The sequence below is a fragment of the Clostridium sp. USBA 49 genome (genome assembly GCF_900167505.1).
GTDB lineage: Bacteria > Bacillota > Clostridia > Clostridiales > Clostridiaceae > Clostridium_AT > Clostridium_AT prolinivorans.
The window spans coordinates 28,985-42,467 of the sequence record NZ_FUYD01000001.1 but is presented as its reverse complement, the minus strand read 5'-3'; the positions used below and the strand labels follow the sequence as shown (position 1 = coordinate 42,467).

Sequence of the window (13,483 nt, the reverse complement as noted above, 5' to 3'; positions counted from 1 at the left end):
ATCATGGCAGAAGTATTATCACAAAGCGAAATAGATGCTCTCTTATCTGCCTTATCCTCTGGTGAGTTAAAACCAGAGGAAATTTCCAAAGATGAAGAAAAGCAAAAGGTAAAAGTTTATAACTTTAGGAGCCCTCAAAAATTTTCTAAAGACCATATAAGAACTCTTGAACTTATATATGATAACTATTCAAGAATAATATCAAATTATCTTACTGCACAAATAAGAAGCAATGTAAAGGTAAAAATAGAGTCTGTAGAGCAAATAACATATGAAGAATTTATTCATTCTATACCTAATCCAACTATATTAACTATATTTAAAATGCCTCCCTTAAGTGGTTCTATACTTTTTGAAACAAATCCTCAATTTGTATTTCAAATTATAGATATACTTCTTGGAGGTACAGGTACAGGAAATTATAAAATGAGGGAATTTACAGATATAGATAAAAATATTATAAAACTTATAAATAAAGGACTTATAGAAAATATGAAACTTGCCTGGGAAGATGTTATTGAAGTTGAACCTGAAATTGAAGGATTAGAAACTAATCCTGCCTTAAATCAAACTATGGCACCTACAGAACCTATAGCTTTAATAACTTTTTCTGTTGAAATGAATGGAATTAATACTTTTATTAATATTTGTATACCTTATTTAAGTGTTGAAAAAATACTTGATAAATTAGTAGTTCAATATTGGTTTAGAGAAAATAATGAAGATGCTTTAAAAGAATCAAAAGAAAAACTAAAGCAAAGACTTAATGTAGTTCAAGTAGGTATAAAAGTAGTTCTTGGTACCAAAAACATAACTATAGATGATTTTTTAAAACTTAATGTAGGAGATGTTATACCACTTGATAATAGAAGTGATAGTCCTGTTAAAGTATTAATAGAAGATACGCCTTATTTTTATGGAAAACCAGGAATAGTAGGTAAAAATTTGGGGGTTCAAATAATAGATAGTATAGATAAGGATGTGGAAAATTATGAGTAATGGCTTCCTTTCACAAGAAGAAATAGATTCATTATTAAATGGAGGAAATTTAAATCAAGAACCACAATCAGAGGAAATACTTTCTGATATAGAAAAAGACTTGCTTGGTGAAATAGGCAATATATCTATGGGGTCAGCATCTACAGCTCTCTCTACAATTATAAATCAGCAGGTTAATATAACTACTCCTGTAGTTACAGTTACTACTTTAAATAAGTTAAAAGATAGCTTTGAAGTCCCTAATATAGCTCTTGAAGTAAAATATACAAGTGGAATTGTAGGTGAAAATTTACTTGTAATGAAAATTACAGATGCGGCTATAATAGCAAATCTTATGATGGGTGGGGACGGAAAAGTAGATAATCATGAATTAACAGAAATAGAGGAAAGTGCTGTTTCAGAAGCTATGAATCAGATGATAGGATCTGCAGCTACATCAATGGCAACTATGTTCTCTAGAGAAATAAATATTTCTCCTCCAAGTTCTAAAATATGGACTGACAACACAAACACATTAACTGATAATATTGACGGCAATGAAAATATAGTTCAGGTTTCATTTAAACTTACAATAGGAAATTTAGTTGATAGCACTATTATGCAAATACTTCCCTTAGATACAGCAAAAAAAATAGTTTCAATAATGATGGGAAATGAAAATGAAGATAATAAAAATATAAATTCAAATAAAGAAAATACTATTCAATATTCAAATTATGATGAACCTATATATTATGATAAACCAAAAGAAATTCATACAGAAAAAAATATTTATAGTCCAGAGGTAGAAGTTCATAAAGCTTCTTTTCAGCCTCTTAAAGAAACATCAACTACTAAAGTACCAAAAAATATAGATTTAATACTTGATGTTCCTCTTGAAATTTCAGTAGTGCTTGGAAGAACTAAAAAAAGCATAAAAGATATATTAAATTTTGGAACAGGTTCTTTAATAGAGCTTGATAAATTAGCAGAAGAGCCAGTTGAAATATTAGTAAATGGCAAAATAGTAGCTTATGGAGAAGTTGTAGTTGTAGATGAAAATTTTGGTGTAAGAATAACAAGTATAGTAAGTAATACTGAAAGAGTTAAATCATTGTCTAATTAATTTTTAAGAAATAAAGTCTAGGGCTTTATTTCTTTTTTTAGGTATAAATTTTTTAAAACTTTATACGATAATAAATAATAGTAAATATATGAATATTTTATAGGAGTGTTTCAAATGAAGATAAATGGATTAGGGATTAATAAAGGTATAAATTCATATAAAAATAACAGTAAACCAGTAGAAAAAAAATCAACCAATTTTACAAAAGATACAGTTGAACTTTCTTCTTTGGCTAAAAGTTTAAGTTCATTAAAAGAAGAAGAAACTTTTAATTCAAATGAAAAAATCGAAAAACTTCAAAGAGAGATATCCAAAGGGACATATAAACCAAATTCAAAATTAATAGCTAAAAGCATTATAGAAAATATGAAAGGGAAAGGAGTTTAATTTTGAAAGAGGAGTTAATGAATATAATATTAATTGAAATAGAAGCACTGAAAGAGCTTTTAAAAATACTTGAGAAGCAGCATGAATTTTTATTAAAATCTAATGCAATTACATTAGAAGGATTTATTTCTAAAATAGAAGATTCTAATAAAAAAATTGCAGAGATAGAAATTAAAAGAAGGCAGATTACTAAAGGAAGACCTATGAGAGAAATTATAGAGGAAATAGGAGATAATGATTTAGATAAATATTATAGAGAAATAAAAAAGCTTATTGAAGAAGTAAGAATTCAAAAAGATTCAAATGAACTTTTAATAAAACAAGGATTAAGTTTTACAAATAGAATATTAAACATATTAAATCCTTCAAAAACTCCAAAAATTTACAACTCTTACGGACAGTTATCTAAAAAATAAATGAGGTGAATATATGTCAGGATTATTTTCAATACTTAATATAGCAAATAGAGGAATGGCAGCACAACAGACAGCAATTAATGTAACTTCTCATAATATTGCTAATTCAAGTACAGAAGGCTATTCAAGACAAAGAGCTGTAATTGAAACTACAAGACCTTCAAATGTACTTTCTTTAAATAGTGCATTTGAAGCTGGACAGCTTGGGACAGGTGCACAGGTTGAAATAATACAAAGAGTAAGAGATAGTTTTTTAGATTATCAAGTAAGGGTAGAAAATAGTACTTATGGACAATTTTCTGCAAGAGATGAATTTTTAAGTCAAATAGAAAACATTATAAATGAACCTTCAGATACAGGAATTTCAACATTAATAGGAAATTTTTTTGATTCGTGGCATGTTCTTTCAGCAGATGCTCAAAGTTCTAATTCAAGAACAATAGTTGTTAATCAATCACAGGCTTTGGCAGATGAGTTAAATCATACTGCAAACCAGCTTAATAAACTTAAAGAAAATTCTAAACAAGTTATAATGAATACAGTTTTTGAAGTCAATGATATTATAGAACAAATAGATAAATTAAATCAGCAAATTATGGGAGTTAAAATTGCAGGGCAAGAGCCTAATGATTTAATGGACAAAAGAGACAAACTTTTAGATGATTTAAGCATTAAACTCAATATTACAATAGATAAAAACAATTTTTATGGTTTAGATATTAAAACAGAAGGTATTAATATTGTTAAATCCGAAAACAACACTAATGTTAATAAATTATCTTATGTAGATGAAATAGAAAAAATAGGTGAAAATAGTTATAAAATAACTTACTATAAGTTTGGAAATAAATCAAGTGATAATTATAAAAGAGAATTAATTTTAAATAATTTATCAGAAGAAGATTTAAATGAACTTGAAACAGGTAGAATTATTTGGACAGATTATAATGGTGAACCTATAGAAATTCCAGGAAACAAAAGTGCCATATATAGACCTTCTAATGGGGAGCTTATGGGGTGCAAAACTGTTTTTCAAGATGTAGAAAATTATATGGATCAGCTTGACAAAATAGCTAAAGCACTTGCTTTTACTGTAAATGCTCTACATAGTAATAGTGAGAAGGCAGAAGAAGATACTCTTCCGTTTTTTGTAAATGGTGATATTGCATCATATACCGTTAATAGTGGGAAAAATATATTAACAAATATTGCTGATGTACTTTCAGCTGAAAAAAATATTACAGCTGCTAATATTTCTATAAATAAAGAAATTGTAGATGATGTAATGAAAATTAAGACAGCATTTGATGAAAATGGCGGGGAAAATGAAGGAACAAGGGCTCTTGCTATAGCACAGCTTAGAAACAATTTTATAAGAATTCAAGATATAGGAAGCACAATTAATTCAAGAGAAGATTTATTTAATAAAGGTGGCAATTTAATAAAAGTAAATAATGAAAATAGAACTATTGAATTAAAAAACAGTAATAATGGAATGAAAATAGATGATTATTTTAAAGATATTATAGATAGGCTTGGAGTACAAGGAGCAGAAGCAAAACGAATGGTTGCTAACCAAGAATCTCTTTTAGAAAGCTTTAAAATGACAAGAGAATCTGTATCAGGAGTATCTATCGATGAAGAAATGGCAAACCTTATACAATATCAGCATGCTTATGCTGCAAATGCAAAAATTATTGCTACTGTTGATCAACTCCTTGATGTAGTTATAAATGGACTAATAAGATAGTAATTATTTATAAGGGGATGATAATTATGAGAGTTACTAATAAAATGCTATCTCATAGTTTTTTAGCTGATATGAGAACAAATCTTAAAAATATGCAAAAAATTCAAGAACAGATGACTTCAGGTAAAGAAATAAGAAAACCTTCTGATGATCCTGCAAAAATTGCAAGAGCTATGCAGCTTCATACAGATATAAATGCAAATAAGCAATATAATTCTAATATAAGCGATACTATAAATTGGCTTGACATTACAGATACAGCATTAGGACAACTTGGGAATGTACTTCAAAGAATGAGTGAGCTTTTGATGCAATCTGGAAATGCAGCTTATAGTAGTACTGAAAGACAGTCAATAAAGGATGAATTTAATGAAAGAATAGAAGAATTTACACAAATATTAAATACTAGTTATGATGGTAAATATATATTTGGTGGTACTAGAACAACTACAAAACCTGTTATAACTGATGAAGTAAATGGAAATAAAAATTTGAAATATAATATAGATACAAATGATGAATCATATATACAAAGTGAAATTAGTAAAATAAATCAAAAAATGAAAGTAGAAATATCTCCAGGTGTTACAATAGATTACAATGTTTCAGCGTCAGAAATTATAGAATTTGATGGAAAAAATCTAAAAGATACTTTTTCTAAAATATTATCAGATTTAGATAATGAAAATGGGGTTTTAGATCTTGCAGGAAGTGATATGGAAGATATAAAAAAAGCTATGGATAATCTTCTAAAAAAACGTTCTGAAGTTGGAGCAAAACAAAATAGAATGGAAAGTGCTAAATCTAAAAATGAAGATGAAACTTTTAATTTAACTGAAATATTATCTAAAACAGAAGATATAGATATAACTGAAAAAACTATGGAATATGCAACCCTTCAGACTGTATATATGTCATCGCTTCAAACAAGTGCAAGGGTAATTCAGCCGACCCTTCTTGATTATTTATAGGAGGACTATTATGAAGTTTAACACAAAATATCATGGAGTAAAAGAGTTTAAAGAAGAAGATATAATATATTTTAAAAAAGGACTTCCTGGATTCGAAAAATTAAATAAATTTATATTATTTTCTGTTGAAGAAAATAATATATTTAGCATTTTACATTCTGTAGAAAATGAAGAAATTGGATTAGTGGTTGCTTCTCCATTTACAATATTTAAAGATTATGAATTTAAATTAAGTGATGAAAAATTAAAAGAACTTAAAATATCTTCACCAGAGGATGTGTTAGTATTAAATACAGTTACTTTAAGCAATAATATTAACAGTATAACTATAAATTTAAAAGCACCTATAATAATTAATATTAAAGAAAGATTAGGGGAGCAAATAATATTAGATAATGAAAAATACAAAATAAAGCATCCTCTTTTAAAGGAGTGAGTTTATGCTTGTTATTACAAGAAAAAAAGGAGAGTCTATTTTAATTGGTGAAGATATAGAAATAACAGTAGTAAATATAGATAAAAAATTTGTAAAACTGTCTATTGATGCACCTAAAAATATAACAATTTTAAGAAAAGAACTATATAAAGAAGTAATAGAAGAAAATAAAAATGCTACATTATTTAACAGTGAAGTGCTTAAAAATATAAAAAAATAATTGAATATCAAAAAACATAAAATATAATATTTTATGTTTTTTAAATAATAGGGGGATAATATGGAATTAAAAATTGATAAAGGAATGCATATAGAATCTGGTATAGATAAAAATTTTAAAATAAGTACTGAAAAAACTTTAGATAATGTAAAAGATAACAATAAAATATTTGGGGGAAAAGATATACAAGAAAAAGATTTAAAAAATGCAGTAGATAAATTAAATAAATTTTTAGAAGATAATAAAACTCATGCTGAATATGAAATACATGATAAATTAAATGATGTTATGATTAAAATAGTTGATGATAATACAGGTAAGGTAATAAAAGAAATTCCTCCACAAAAAATATTGGATATGGTTGCAAAGATGTGTGAAATTGTAGGGATTTTATTTGATAAAAAGGCGTAAAATTTTACGAAAAGGAGATGAGTTAAATGCAAAACAGTAATGCATATAACACATATAAAAATAATAGCATAAATTATGCATCAAAGGAACAGCTTCTCTTAATGCTTTTAGATGGAGCTGTCAGATTTTCTAAAATAGCTAGACAATCTATTTTAGATAATGATGTAAAAAAAGCTCACGAAAATATAATCAAAACTCAAGATATTTTTTATGAACTTATAGCATCTTTAGATGTAAATAAAGGTGGAGAATGGGCAAAGAATTTAATAGAAATATATGATTTTATAATAAGAAAGTTAATTGAATCAAATATAAAAAAAGATGCAGGTATAATGGATGAAATTATACCATTAATTGAAGATGTAAGAGATACTTGGAACGAAGCATATAAAGCAGCTAAAAGTTATAAATAAAAAATTTTTATTAATTTAAACTATATTACTTTATTATCTTAAATCAACAAAATATATAAAAAGTGTATAATTTAATATTTAATATTTAAGGTGGTGAATTTATGAGTAATACATTAAGAATAACAGGTCTTGCTACAGGTCTTGATGTTGATAGTATGGTAAAGACTATGATGAAAGCTGAGCAAGTTAAAGTTGATAAGATGATGCAAGATAGGCAAATACTTCAGTGGCAGCAGGACTTATATAGAGAAATTATTGGTGATTTAAATACATTTAAAAGTACTTACTTTGATGTTTTAAAGCCAGATACAAATATGCTTTCTAAAAATAATTATGCTGATTTTGATTATACGAGCAGTGATTCCTCTATTGCAACAGTAACAGCAGTTTCAGGAGCAGTATCAGGTAAATATACTATAAAAGTAAATCAACTTGCTTCTAGTGCTTATATAACTTCAAATTCAATTGTATTTAATAAAACTGATAATATTACTGATACTTCAATTTGGCAGGGTAAAAAAATTAAACTTAATGATACTGAAATAACAATATCATCTGATTTAAATTCTGTAGATGACATTGTTAATGACATTAATAGTAAAATAAATGCAAGTTCTATGAAAGGGAAAATACAGGTAAGTAAAATAATAGATGGATCTAATACTTATATTAAGTTTGACGCATTAACTACAGAAAATATAAAAATAACAAATGTAGATGGAATAGAAAATTTAAATGTATTAGATGGAAAAGTTATTAATCCATCTTTATCTACAAAACTTGCAGATTTAGGTATGACTGATGAAACTGGCTCATTTAAATTTACATACAATGGGAATTTAGTTTCAATTGATGTTAGTAATCAAAGTACGTTAAGAGATTTTATCCAAAATATAAGTAATAAAACATCTGGAAATGTTACTGCTAAATTTAGCGAACTAACAGGAAAATTTGAGTTAAAAACATCTTCAACAGGTAGCAGTATGGCTATAAATTTAGATAATGGTACTACTAGTTCATTAATGAGTGCATTAGGATTATCAGAAGATTACAGTATAAAAAATGGACAAGATGCTAAAGTAGAGATAACACCTCCCGGAGCATCTTCATCAACCTTAGTAATAAAATCATCAAATATTTTTACTATAGATAATATAAGTTATAATTTAATGCAGGCTGATCCAAACAAAAGTGTGGATATTACAGTAACATTAAATACTCAAAAAACTTTTGATAAAATTAAAGATTTTATTGATAAATATAATGAAATTGTAGATAAAATTAATAAAAAAATTGATGAAAAAAAACAGTATGATTATAAGCCTTTAACTGATGAACAAAAAAAGGAAATGAGCGAAGATGATATAAAAAAGTGGGAGGAAAAAGCAAAGGAAGGATTGCTAAAAAATGACAGTAATCTTCAAAACATGCTTTATTCTATGAGAAATGCATTCTTTCAAAAGGTAGAAGGAGTAGGATTATCCTTAAAAGATATTGGATTAAATACATCAAGTGATATATCTCAAAGGGGGAAAATAATATTTGACAGCACTTTAGGAGGAGAGCAAAAACTTAAAGACATGCTAGCAGAAAAAGGGGATGAAGTTGCAAAACTTTTTATGCAGGTTTCTACAAAGCAGCCAACTTACAGTCCTAATTTGACACAAAGTCAAAGGCAAGACAGAAATAGTGATGAAGGAATTTTTCAAAGAATAAATGATATTTTACAAGATTATATAAGAACTTCAAGGAATAATAGTGGTAAAAAAGGCTTACTTATTGAAAAAGCTGGTATTAAAGGTGATTTTACTGAATATAATAATTTACTAACAAATCAAATAAAATATCAGGATAAAATTATTTCTGATTTAAATAAAAAGCTTGCAGATAAAGAAAATAATTATTATATGCAATTTTCAAAACTTGAAACAGCAATGCAAAAATTAAACGATCAGTCAAACTGGCTTTATCAGCAGCTTGGAATGTCAGGTAATTAATGGAGAAATATATGGATAATTTAAGAGAAAATTTATTAAATTTTAAAAAAATAACTGAAAGCTTAATAAATGAAATAAAAGAAGAAAATTATAATTCGTTGGAAGATATTTTTAACAAAAGAGAAATTGTAATTAATACAATAAAAAAAATTGATTATAATTTGGAAGATTTTAAAAATATATCTTCGGAACTTAAACTCTTAGAAATGGAGAGAGAATTAAATATACTTATAAATGAAAAAAGACAGTTTATAGTAGAAGAAATAAATAAGCTTAAAACATATAAAAGAGCAAATAACAATTATCAAAAAAACTTTAAACCTGATTCAATATTTTTTAGTAAAAAAATATAAAAAAATTTTAAATAAATAATATAATAATTTATTAGTTATAAAAATTTAAGTATTAATTTTTTAAAAATATATTAAATAGTCAGAGATTTTCTCTGACTATTTTTATATAATAATTATTATATAAAAATATTAAAGTTTATAAAAATTTTTACGATAATGAAAATATAATTATTTTTTAATATATTTTGGAGTTGATAACATGAGATTAAGCCATAATTTAGCGTCACTTAATGTATATAAAAATTATTCAAAGGTAGTAGATAAACAAGCAATATCTTCGGGGAAGATTTCTTCAGGATATAAAGTTACTAAAGCAAAAGACGATCCAAATGATTTAGCCAAAAGTGAAAGGCTTAGAATGCAGATAAGAGGAATGCAAATGGCTGGTAAAAATGTTCAAGATGGTATAAGTATGCTTCAAGTTGCAGATGGAGCATTAAAAAGTATAAATGAAATGCTTATAAGAATAAGAGAATTAGCAGTAAAGTCTGGAAATGGAACTTGCGATATTTATGATAAGCAAATTATACAAAATGAAATTAATGAATTAACCAAAGGAATAGATGATATAGCATCAAATACAGATTTTAATGGAGTTAAGATTATTGGATTTGATAAAGTAAGTGATAATAAATCTCCAATTATTATAAATATGCCTGCAGGATTTAATATAGATGATAAAATAAGCATACCAATGTATAATTTAAATAGTTATAATATTTTAGGGAATATAGATGTAGTTAGTGATAATTCTATAGATAATACTCTAAAAAATATAGATACTGCTATTGATACAGTATCTTCTGTTTTAAGCAAATATGGAGCTTTAGAAAATCGATTTGAAGATAGTTTTTTTAATATAAATGAAATTGGAGATAAAATGCAGTCGGCAGAAAGTGACTTAAGGGATGTTGATATAGCTTATGAAATGATAGAATTTACTAAAAATAATATACTTATAGAAGCTGGTAATGCACTTATGGTTCAAACTAATAGATTTCCTCAGGAAGTATTAAAAATATTAGAAAATATGAAAAAGTAAAAAATATAGATTAAATAAAAATATGATGACAAAAAACTATTTAAATAGTTTTTTGTCATCATATTTTTATTGTCGATTAATATCGAAAGTGTTAAAAAATTTAGGGTATACAAATAAAATTGTTTAATGTAAAATATACTTAGTTGTAAATGTTAAACAAAGTCTTAATATGGATATATATGTAAAATAACATCAAAAGGGAGTGCATTTAAATGAATGAATTGTCGAAAAGTCAATATGTTTACGAGTTACTTAAAAAAAGTTTAGATGCTTCATCTCTTAGAAGCAAGGTAATTGCTAATAATATAGCTAATATTAATACAAAAGGATATAAAAGATATAACGTATCTTTTGAAGAAAGTTTAAAAAATAGCGTTGATAATTTAAATCTTAAAACTACAGATAAAAAACATATTAATGATGGCAAATCTTTGGGAAATATAAAAATTGAGCAAGATACATCAAGAAGTATGAGAGAAGACGGGAATAATGTAGATATTGATAATGAAATGACAAATCAAGCTGCTAATTCTCTTATGTATAATGCTTTAATAAGTCAAGTTAATAGTAGAATTGCGTTAGAAAGATATGTTATTAATGAAGGAAGGAGATAAAAATGAGGGCTTTTAGTGCTTTAAGGATTAGTGCCAGCGGTTTAGCTGCAGAAAGATTAAGAATGGATACAATAGCTTCAAATATTGCAAATGTTTCAACTACACGTGGTGAAAATGGACAACCATATAGAAGGAAAATAGCTGTTTTTAAGGAAAACTTTAATAAAGAACTTAATAAAAATACAGGATCAGTTGAGAATAATCTATTAGGAGTTAAGGCTGTAGGTATAGAAGAGGATGATTCTCCTTTTAAAAAAGTATATGATCCAAGTCACCCTGATGCTGACAATGATGGTTATGTAAATATGCCAAATGTGAATATTTTAAATGAAATGGCTGATATGATAGCGGCAACTCGTTCTTATGAAGCTAATGTAAGTGCAATTAATTCTGAAAAAAGTATGTTTTTAAAAGCACTAGAAATTGGAAGATAAGGAGATAGTATATGAAGATTAATAATTTTGTTCCAGATAGTAAAATTTTTGACTCTATAAAATTTAAAGATGATTTAGAAAATGAAGAAAATGTAAGTTTTTTAGATACTTTAAAAGAAAAATTAAACGAAGTTAATGAGAAGCAGATTAAAGCTGAAGATTTAACAGAAAGTTTTATAAAAGGAGAAGATGTAGATATTCATGATGTTATGCTTCAGACAGAAGAGGCAAAGATGTCTTTAGAGCTTGCTGTTCAAGTTAGAAATAAGATTGTAGAAGCATATCAAGAAATCACAAGAATGCAGTTATAGCTGAGTTATAGTAAGGAGTGCAGATAATGGGTAAGCTATCGGAGATTTTTAAAAATCTTCAAGGTAAATGGGAGAATATTAGTAGAGGTAAGAAGATAGCTTTGGGAGTCAGTTTTGCAGGATTAATAGTAATAGCTATATATTTAGCTGTTTCTTTAAGTTCTTCTAAATATGAAATTTTGTTTTCTGATTTGGATCCTACAGATGCAAATACTGTTATAGAAAAGCTAAAAGAAAAGAAAATTACTGATTATAAAGTGTCAGGAAATTCTATATATGTACCCAAAGAAATGAAAGAAGAGTTAAGGCTTGAGTTAGCTCCACAATTAACTTCAGGAAGTAAGGGCTGGGAACTTTTAGACAGTGGAACTAGTTTTGGAGCTACAGATGAGGAAATGAAAATAAAATATCAAAGAGCATTGCAAGGAGAATTAGAAAAAACCATAAAAAGTTTTCCGCAAATTGAAAGAGCAAGAGTTGCGCTTGTTTTACCAGAAGATAGTGTGTTTGTAAAAGATTCTACTCCAGCTAGTGCTTCTATAACTCTTATGATGAAACCAGGTCAAAGTTTAACTGATGAACAAGTCAAGGCAATAGTTGCACTTGTATCGGGAAGTGTTAAGAATCTTCCAAGTAAGAATGTGCAGATTATTGATGATAAAATGACACTTTTAACTAAAGATTTATTTAATGATGATGCTGCTAATCTTACTAGTTCTACCTTAAAACAGCAAGAAATGAAAAAAGAGTATGAAAAATATCTTGAAGATAAGGTTGCAGAACAACTTTCAAAACCTTTTAACAATCGTAATATAACAGTAAAAATTAATGCTGATCTTGATTTTGATGCAGTTGAGAACGTAACTACTAAGGTAGACCCAAAAGGAACTCCAATAAGTGAAAAAATTATAGAAGAAAATAATAATGGGAATAACACTACTACATCTCAAAGTCCTGTTGATAATAATATGACAAATGGTGCTGTTAATTCAAATAATAATTTACAGGGTTCTACTTATAAAGAACAAACAACAAATTACGAAGTAAGTAAAAGCGAAACTAAAACTCAAAAAGCACCAGGCTCTATAAAAAGAATAACAGCTTCTGTTATTATAAATGGTAATATAGATGATTCTCTTAAAAATCAAGTTACAAGCATTGTGGCTGGTGCTATTGGATTTGATGGCCAAAGGGGAGACTCTATTAATGTAGAAGGTATAGTATTTGATGATACTGATTCACAAAATGCTAAAAAAGCTTTAGATGAAATGAAAGCACAAGAAGAAGAAGAGAAAAAGAAGCAATTATATAAGTATATTGCAGCTGGAGCAGGGTTATTTTTACTATCTATTTTGTTTATAGTTTTAATGAGAAAAGGTAAAAAGAAAAACTCAGAATTCGATTCATTAGGGAATAATATATCACCAAAAGGAATTGATGTAGTTGTAGGGGACAAAAATCAAATGCCGCAAAATCAATATAAGCCTATTGATTTGGATTTAGATGACAATAATGAAAAACTTCATCTAGAAAAGGAAATAAAAAAATATGCTTCTGAAAAACCAGATCAAGTGGTTGATATAATAAAATCATGGCTGGCAGAAGATGAGAGGTGACAGTATAT

Annotated in this window: 17 protein-coding genes; all 17 read left to right on the top strand. The window is 26.8% G+C overall.

What is annotated here, in order from left to right:
• The first annotated feature begins 3 nt into the window (after nt 1–3).
• The 17 genes from fliM (at nt 4) to fliF (ending at nt 13,475) form a co-directional block, all read left to right on the top strand.
• Nucleotides 4–999, top strand: coding sequence for a flagellar motor switch protein FliM (gene fliM / locus B5D11_RS00230; protein ID WP_078681039.1), 996 nt, complete (start codon nt 4–6; stop codon nt 997–999).
• Complete coding sequence (gene fliY / locus B5D11_RS00225; RefSeq protein ID WP_078681038.1) at nt 992–2,104, top strand: flagellar motor switch phosphatase FliY; 1,113 nt, start codon at nt 992–994, stop codon at nt 2,102–2,104. Before fliM ends, fliY begins: the two co-directional genes overlap by 8 nt.
• A 114-nt stretch (nt 2,105–2,218) precedes the next feature.
• On the top strand, nt 2,219–2,491 hold the full coding sequence (gene flgM / locus B5D11_RS00220; protein WP_078681037.1) for a flagellar biosynthesis anti-sigma factor FlgM: 273 nt from the start codon (nt 2,219–2,221) through the stop codon (nt 2,489–2,491).
• Nucleotides 2,492–2,493: 2 nt separating this feature from the next.
• Nucleotides 2,494–2,907, top strand: coding sequence for a flagellar protein FlgN (locus B5D11_RS00215; RefSeq protein ID WP_078681036.1), 414 nt, complete (start codon nt 2,494–2,496; stop codon nt 2,905–2,907).
• Between the two features lie 13 nt (nt 2,908–2,920).
• Nucleotides 2,921–4,657 carry a flagellar hook-associated protein FlgK gene (flgK, locus tag B5D11_RS00210; protein WP_078681035.1) on the top strand — a complete coding sequence of 579 codons (1,737 nt, stop codon included), beginning with the start codon at nt 2,921–2,923 and terminating at the stop codon, nt 4,655–4,657.
• 26 nt (nt 4,658–4,683) lie between these two features.
• Nucleotides 4,684–5,628: a flagellar hook-associated protein FlgL gene (gene flgL, locus B5D11_RS00205; protein WP_078681034.1), complete on the top strand. Its 945-nt coding sequence runs from the start codon at nt 4,684–4,686 to the stop codon at nt 5,626–5,628.
• Between the two features lie 10 nt (nt 5,629–5,638).
• On the top strand, nt 5,639–6,064 hold the full coding sequence (gene fliW / locus B5D11_RS00200) for a flagellar assembly protein FliW (RefSeq protein WP_078681033.1): 426 nt from the start codon (nt 5,639–5,641) through the stop codon (nt 6,062–6,064).
• Nucleotides 6,065–6,068: 4 nt separating this feature from the next.
• Nucleotides 6,069–6,284 carry a carbon storage regulator CsrA gene (csrA, locus tag B5D11_RS00195; protein WP_078681032.1) on the top strand — a complete coding sequence of 72 codons (216 nt, stop codon included), beginning with the start codon at nt 6,069–6,071 and terminating at the stop codon, nt 6,282–6,284.
• 60 nt (nt 6,285–6,344) lie between these two features.
• Nucleotides 6,345–6,695, top strand: a complete 351-nt coding sequence (locus B5D11_RS00190; RefSeq protein ID WP_078681031.1) for a flagellar protein FlaG — start codon at nt 6,345–6,347, stop codon at nt 6,693–6,695.
• Nucleotides 6,696–6,721: 26 nt separating this feature from the next.
• On the top strand, nt 6,722–7,108 hold the full coding sequence (fliS, locus tag B5D11_RS00185) for a flagellar export chaperone FliS (protein ID WP_078681030.1): 387 nt from the start codon (nt 6,722–6,724) through the stop codon (nt 7,106–7,108).
• Nucleotides 7,109–7,209: 101 nt separating this feature from the next.
• Nucleotides 7,210–9,105, top strand: coding sequence for a flagellar filament capping protein FliD (gene fliD, locus B5D11_RS00180; protein WP_078681029.1), 1,896 nt, complete (start codon nt 7,210–7,212; stop codon nt 9,103–9,105).
• 11 nt (nt 9,106–9,116) lie between these two features.
• Nucleotides 9,117–9,458, top strand: coding sequence for a flagellar protein FliT (locus B5D11_RS00175; RefSeq protein WP_078681028.1), 342 nt, complete (start codon nt 9,117–9,119; stop codon nt 9,456–9,458).
• 199 nt (nt 9,459–9,657) lie between these two features.
• Nucleotides 9,658–10,500, top strand: a complete 843-nt coding sequence (locus B5D11_RS00170) for a flagellin N-terminal helical domain-containing protein (RefSeq protein ID WP_078681027.1) — start codon at nt 9,658–9,660, stop codon at nt 10,498–10,500.
• A gap of 212 nt (nt 10,501–10,712) precedes the next feature.
• Nucleotides 10,713–11,114 (top strand): flagellar basal body rod protein FlgB, encoded by a 402-nt coding sequence (gene flgB, locus B5D11_RS00165; RefSeq protein ID WP_078681026.1) that lies wholly within the window; start codon nt 10,713–10,715, stop codon nt 11,112–11,114.
• A gap of 2 nt (nt 11,115–11,116) precedes the next feature.
• Nucleotides 11,117–11,548 carry a flagellar basal body rod protein FlgC gene (flgC, locus tag B5D11_RS00160; RefSeq protein WP_078681025.1) on the top strand — a complete coding sequence of 144 codons (432 nt, stop codon included), beginning with the start codon at nt 11,117–11,119 and terminating at the stop codon, nt 11,546–11,548.
• Nucleotides 11,549–11,559: 11 nt separating this feature from the next.
• Nucleotides 11,560–11,859 (top strand): flagellar hook-basal body complex protein FliE, encoded by a 300-nt coding sequence (gene fliE, locus B5D11_RS00155; protein ID WP_078681024.1) that lies wholly within the window; start codon nt 11,560–11,562, stop codon nt 11,857–11,859.
• Nucleotides 11,860–11,885: 26 nt separating this feature from the next.
• A complete protein-coding gene (gene fliF, locus B5D11_RS00150) occupies nt 11,886–13,475 on the top strand; it encodes a flagellar basal-body MS-ring/collar protein FliF (RefSeq protein ID WP_078681023.1) in 1,590 nt (529 codons plus the stop codon).
• The last annotated feature ends 8 nt before the right edge of the window (nt 13,476–13,483 follow it).

Coding starts and splice junctions, on each gene's coding strand:
- fliM (WP_078681039.1), top strand. CDS start 4: ATGGCAGAAGTATTATCACAAAGCGAAATAGATGCTCTCTTATCTGCC.
- fliY (WP_078681038.1), top strand. CDS start 992: ATGAGTAATGGCTTCCTTTCACAAGAAGAAATAGATTCATTATTAAAT.
- flgM (WP_078681037.1), top strand. CDS start 2,219: ATGAAGATAAATGGATTAGGGATTAATAAAGGTATAAATTCATATAAA.
- flgK (WP_078681035.1), top strand. CDS start 2,921: ATGTCAGGATTATTTTCAATACTTAATATAGCAAATAGAGGAATGGCA.
- flgL (WP_078681034.1), top strand. CDS start 4,684: ATGAGAGTTACTAATAAAATGCTATCTCATAGTTTTTTAGCTGATATG.
- fliW (WP_078681033.1), top strand. CDS start 5,639: ATGAAGTTTAACACAAAATATCATGGAGTAAAAGAGTTTAAAGAAGAA.
- csrA (WP_078681032.1), top strand. CDS start 6,069: ATGCTTGTTATTACAAGAAAAAAAGGAGAGTCTATTTTAATTGGTGAA.
- B5D11_RS00190 (WP_078681031.1), top strand. CDS start 6,345: ATGGAATTAAAAATTGATAAAGGAATGCATATAGAATCTGGTATAGAT.
- fliS (WP_078681030.1), top strand. CDS start 6,722: ATGCAAAACAGTAATGCATATAACACATATAAAAATAATAGCATAAAT.
- fliD (WP_078681029.1), top strand. CDS start 7,210: ATGAGTAATACATTAAGAATAACAGGTCTTGCTACAGGTCTTGATGTT.
- B5D11_RS00175 (WP_078681028.1), top strand. CDS start 9,117: ATGGATAATTTAAGAGAAAATTTATTAAATTTTAAAAAAATAACTGAA.
- B5D11_RS00170 (WP_078681027.1), top strand. CDS start 9,658: ATGAGATTAAGCCATAATTTAGCGTCACTTAATGTATATAAAAATTAT.
- flgB (WP_078681026.1), top strand. CDS start 10,713: ATGAATGAATTGTCGAAAAGTCAATATGTTTACGAGTTACTTAAAAAA.
- flgC (WP_078681025.1), top strand. CDS start 11,117: ATGAGGGCTTTTAGTGCTTTAAGGATTAGTGCCAGCGGTTTAGCTGCA.
- fliE (WP_078681024.1), top strand. CDS start 11,560: ATGAAGATTAATAATTTTGTTCCAGATAGTAAAATTTTTGACTCTATA.
- fliF (WP_078681023.1), top strand. CDS start 11,886: ATGGGTAAGCTATCGGAGATTTTTAAAAATCTTCAAGGTAAATGGGAG.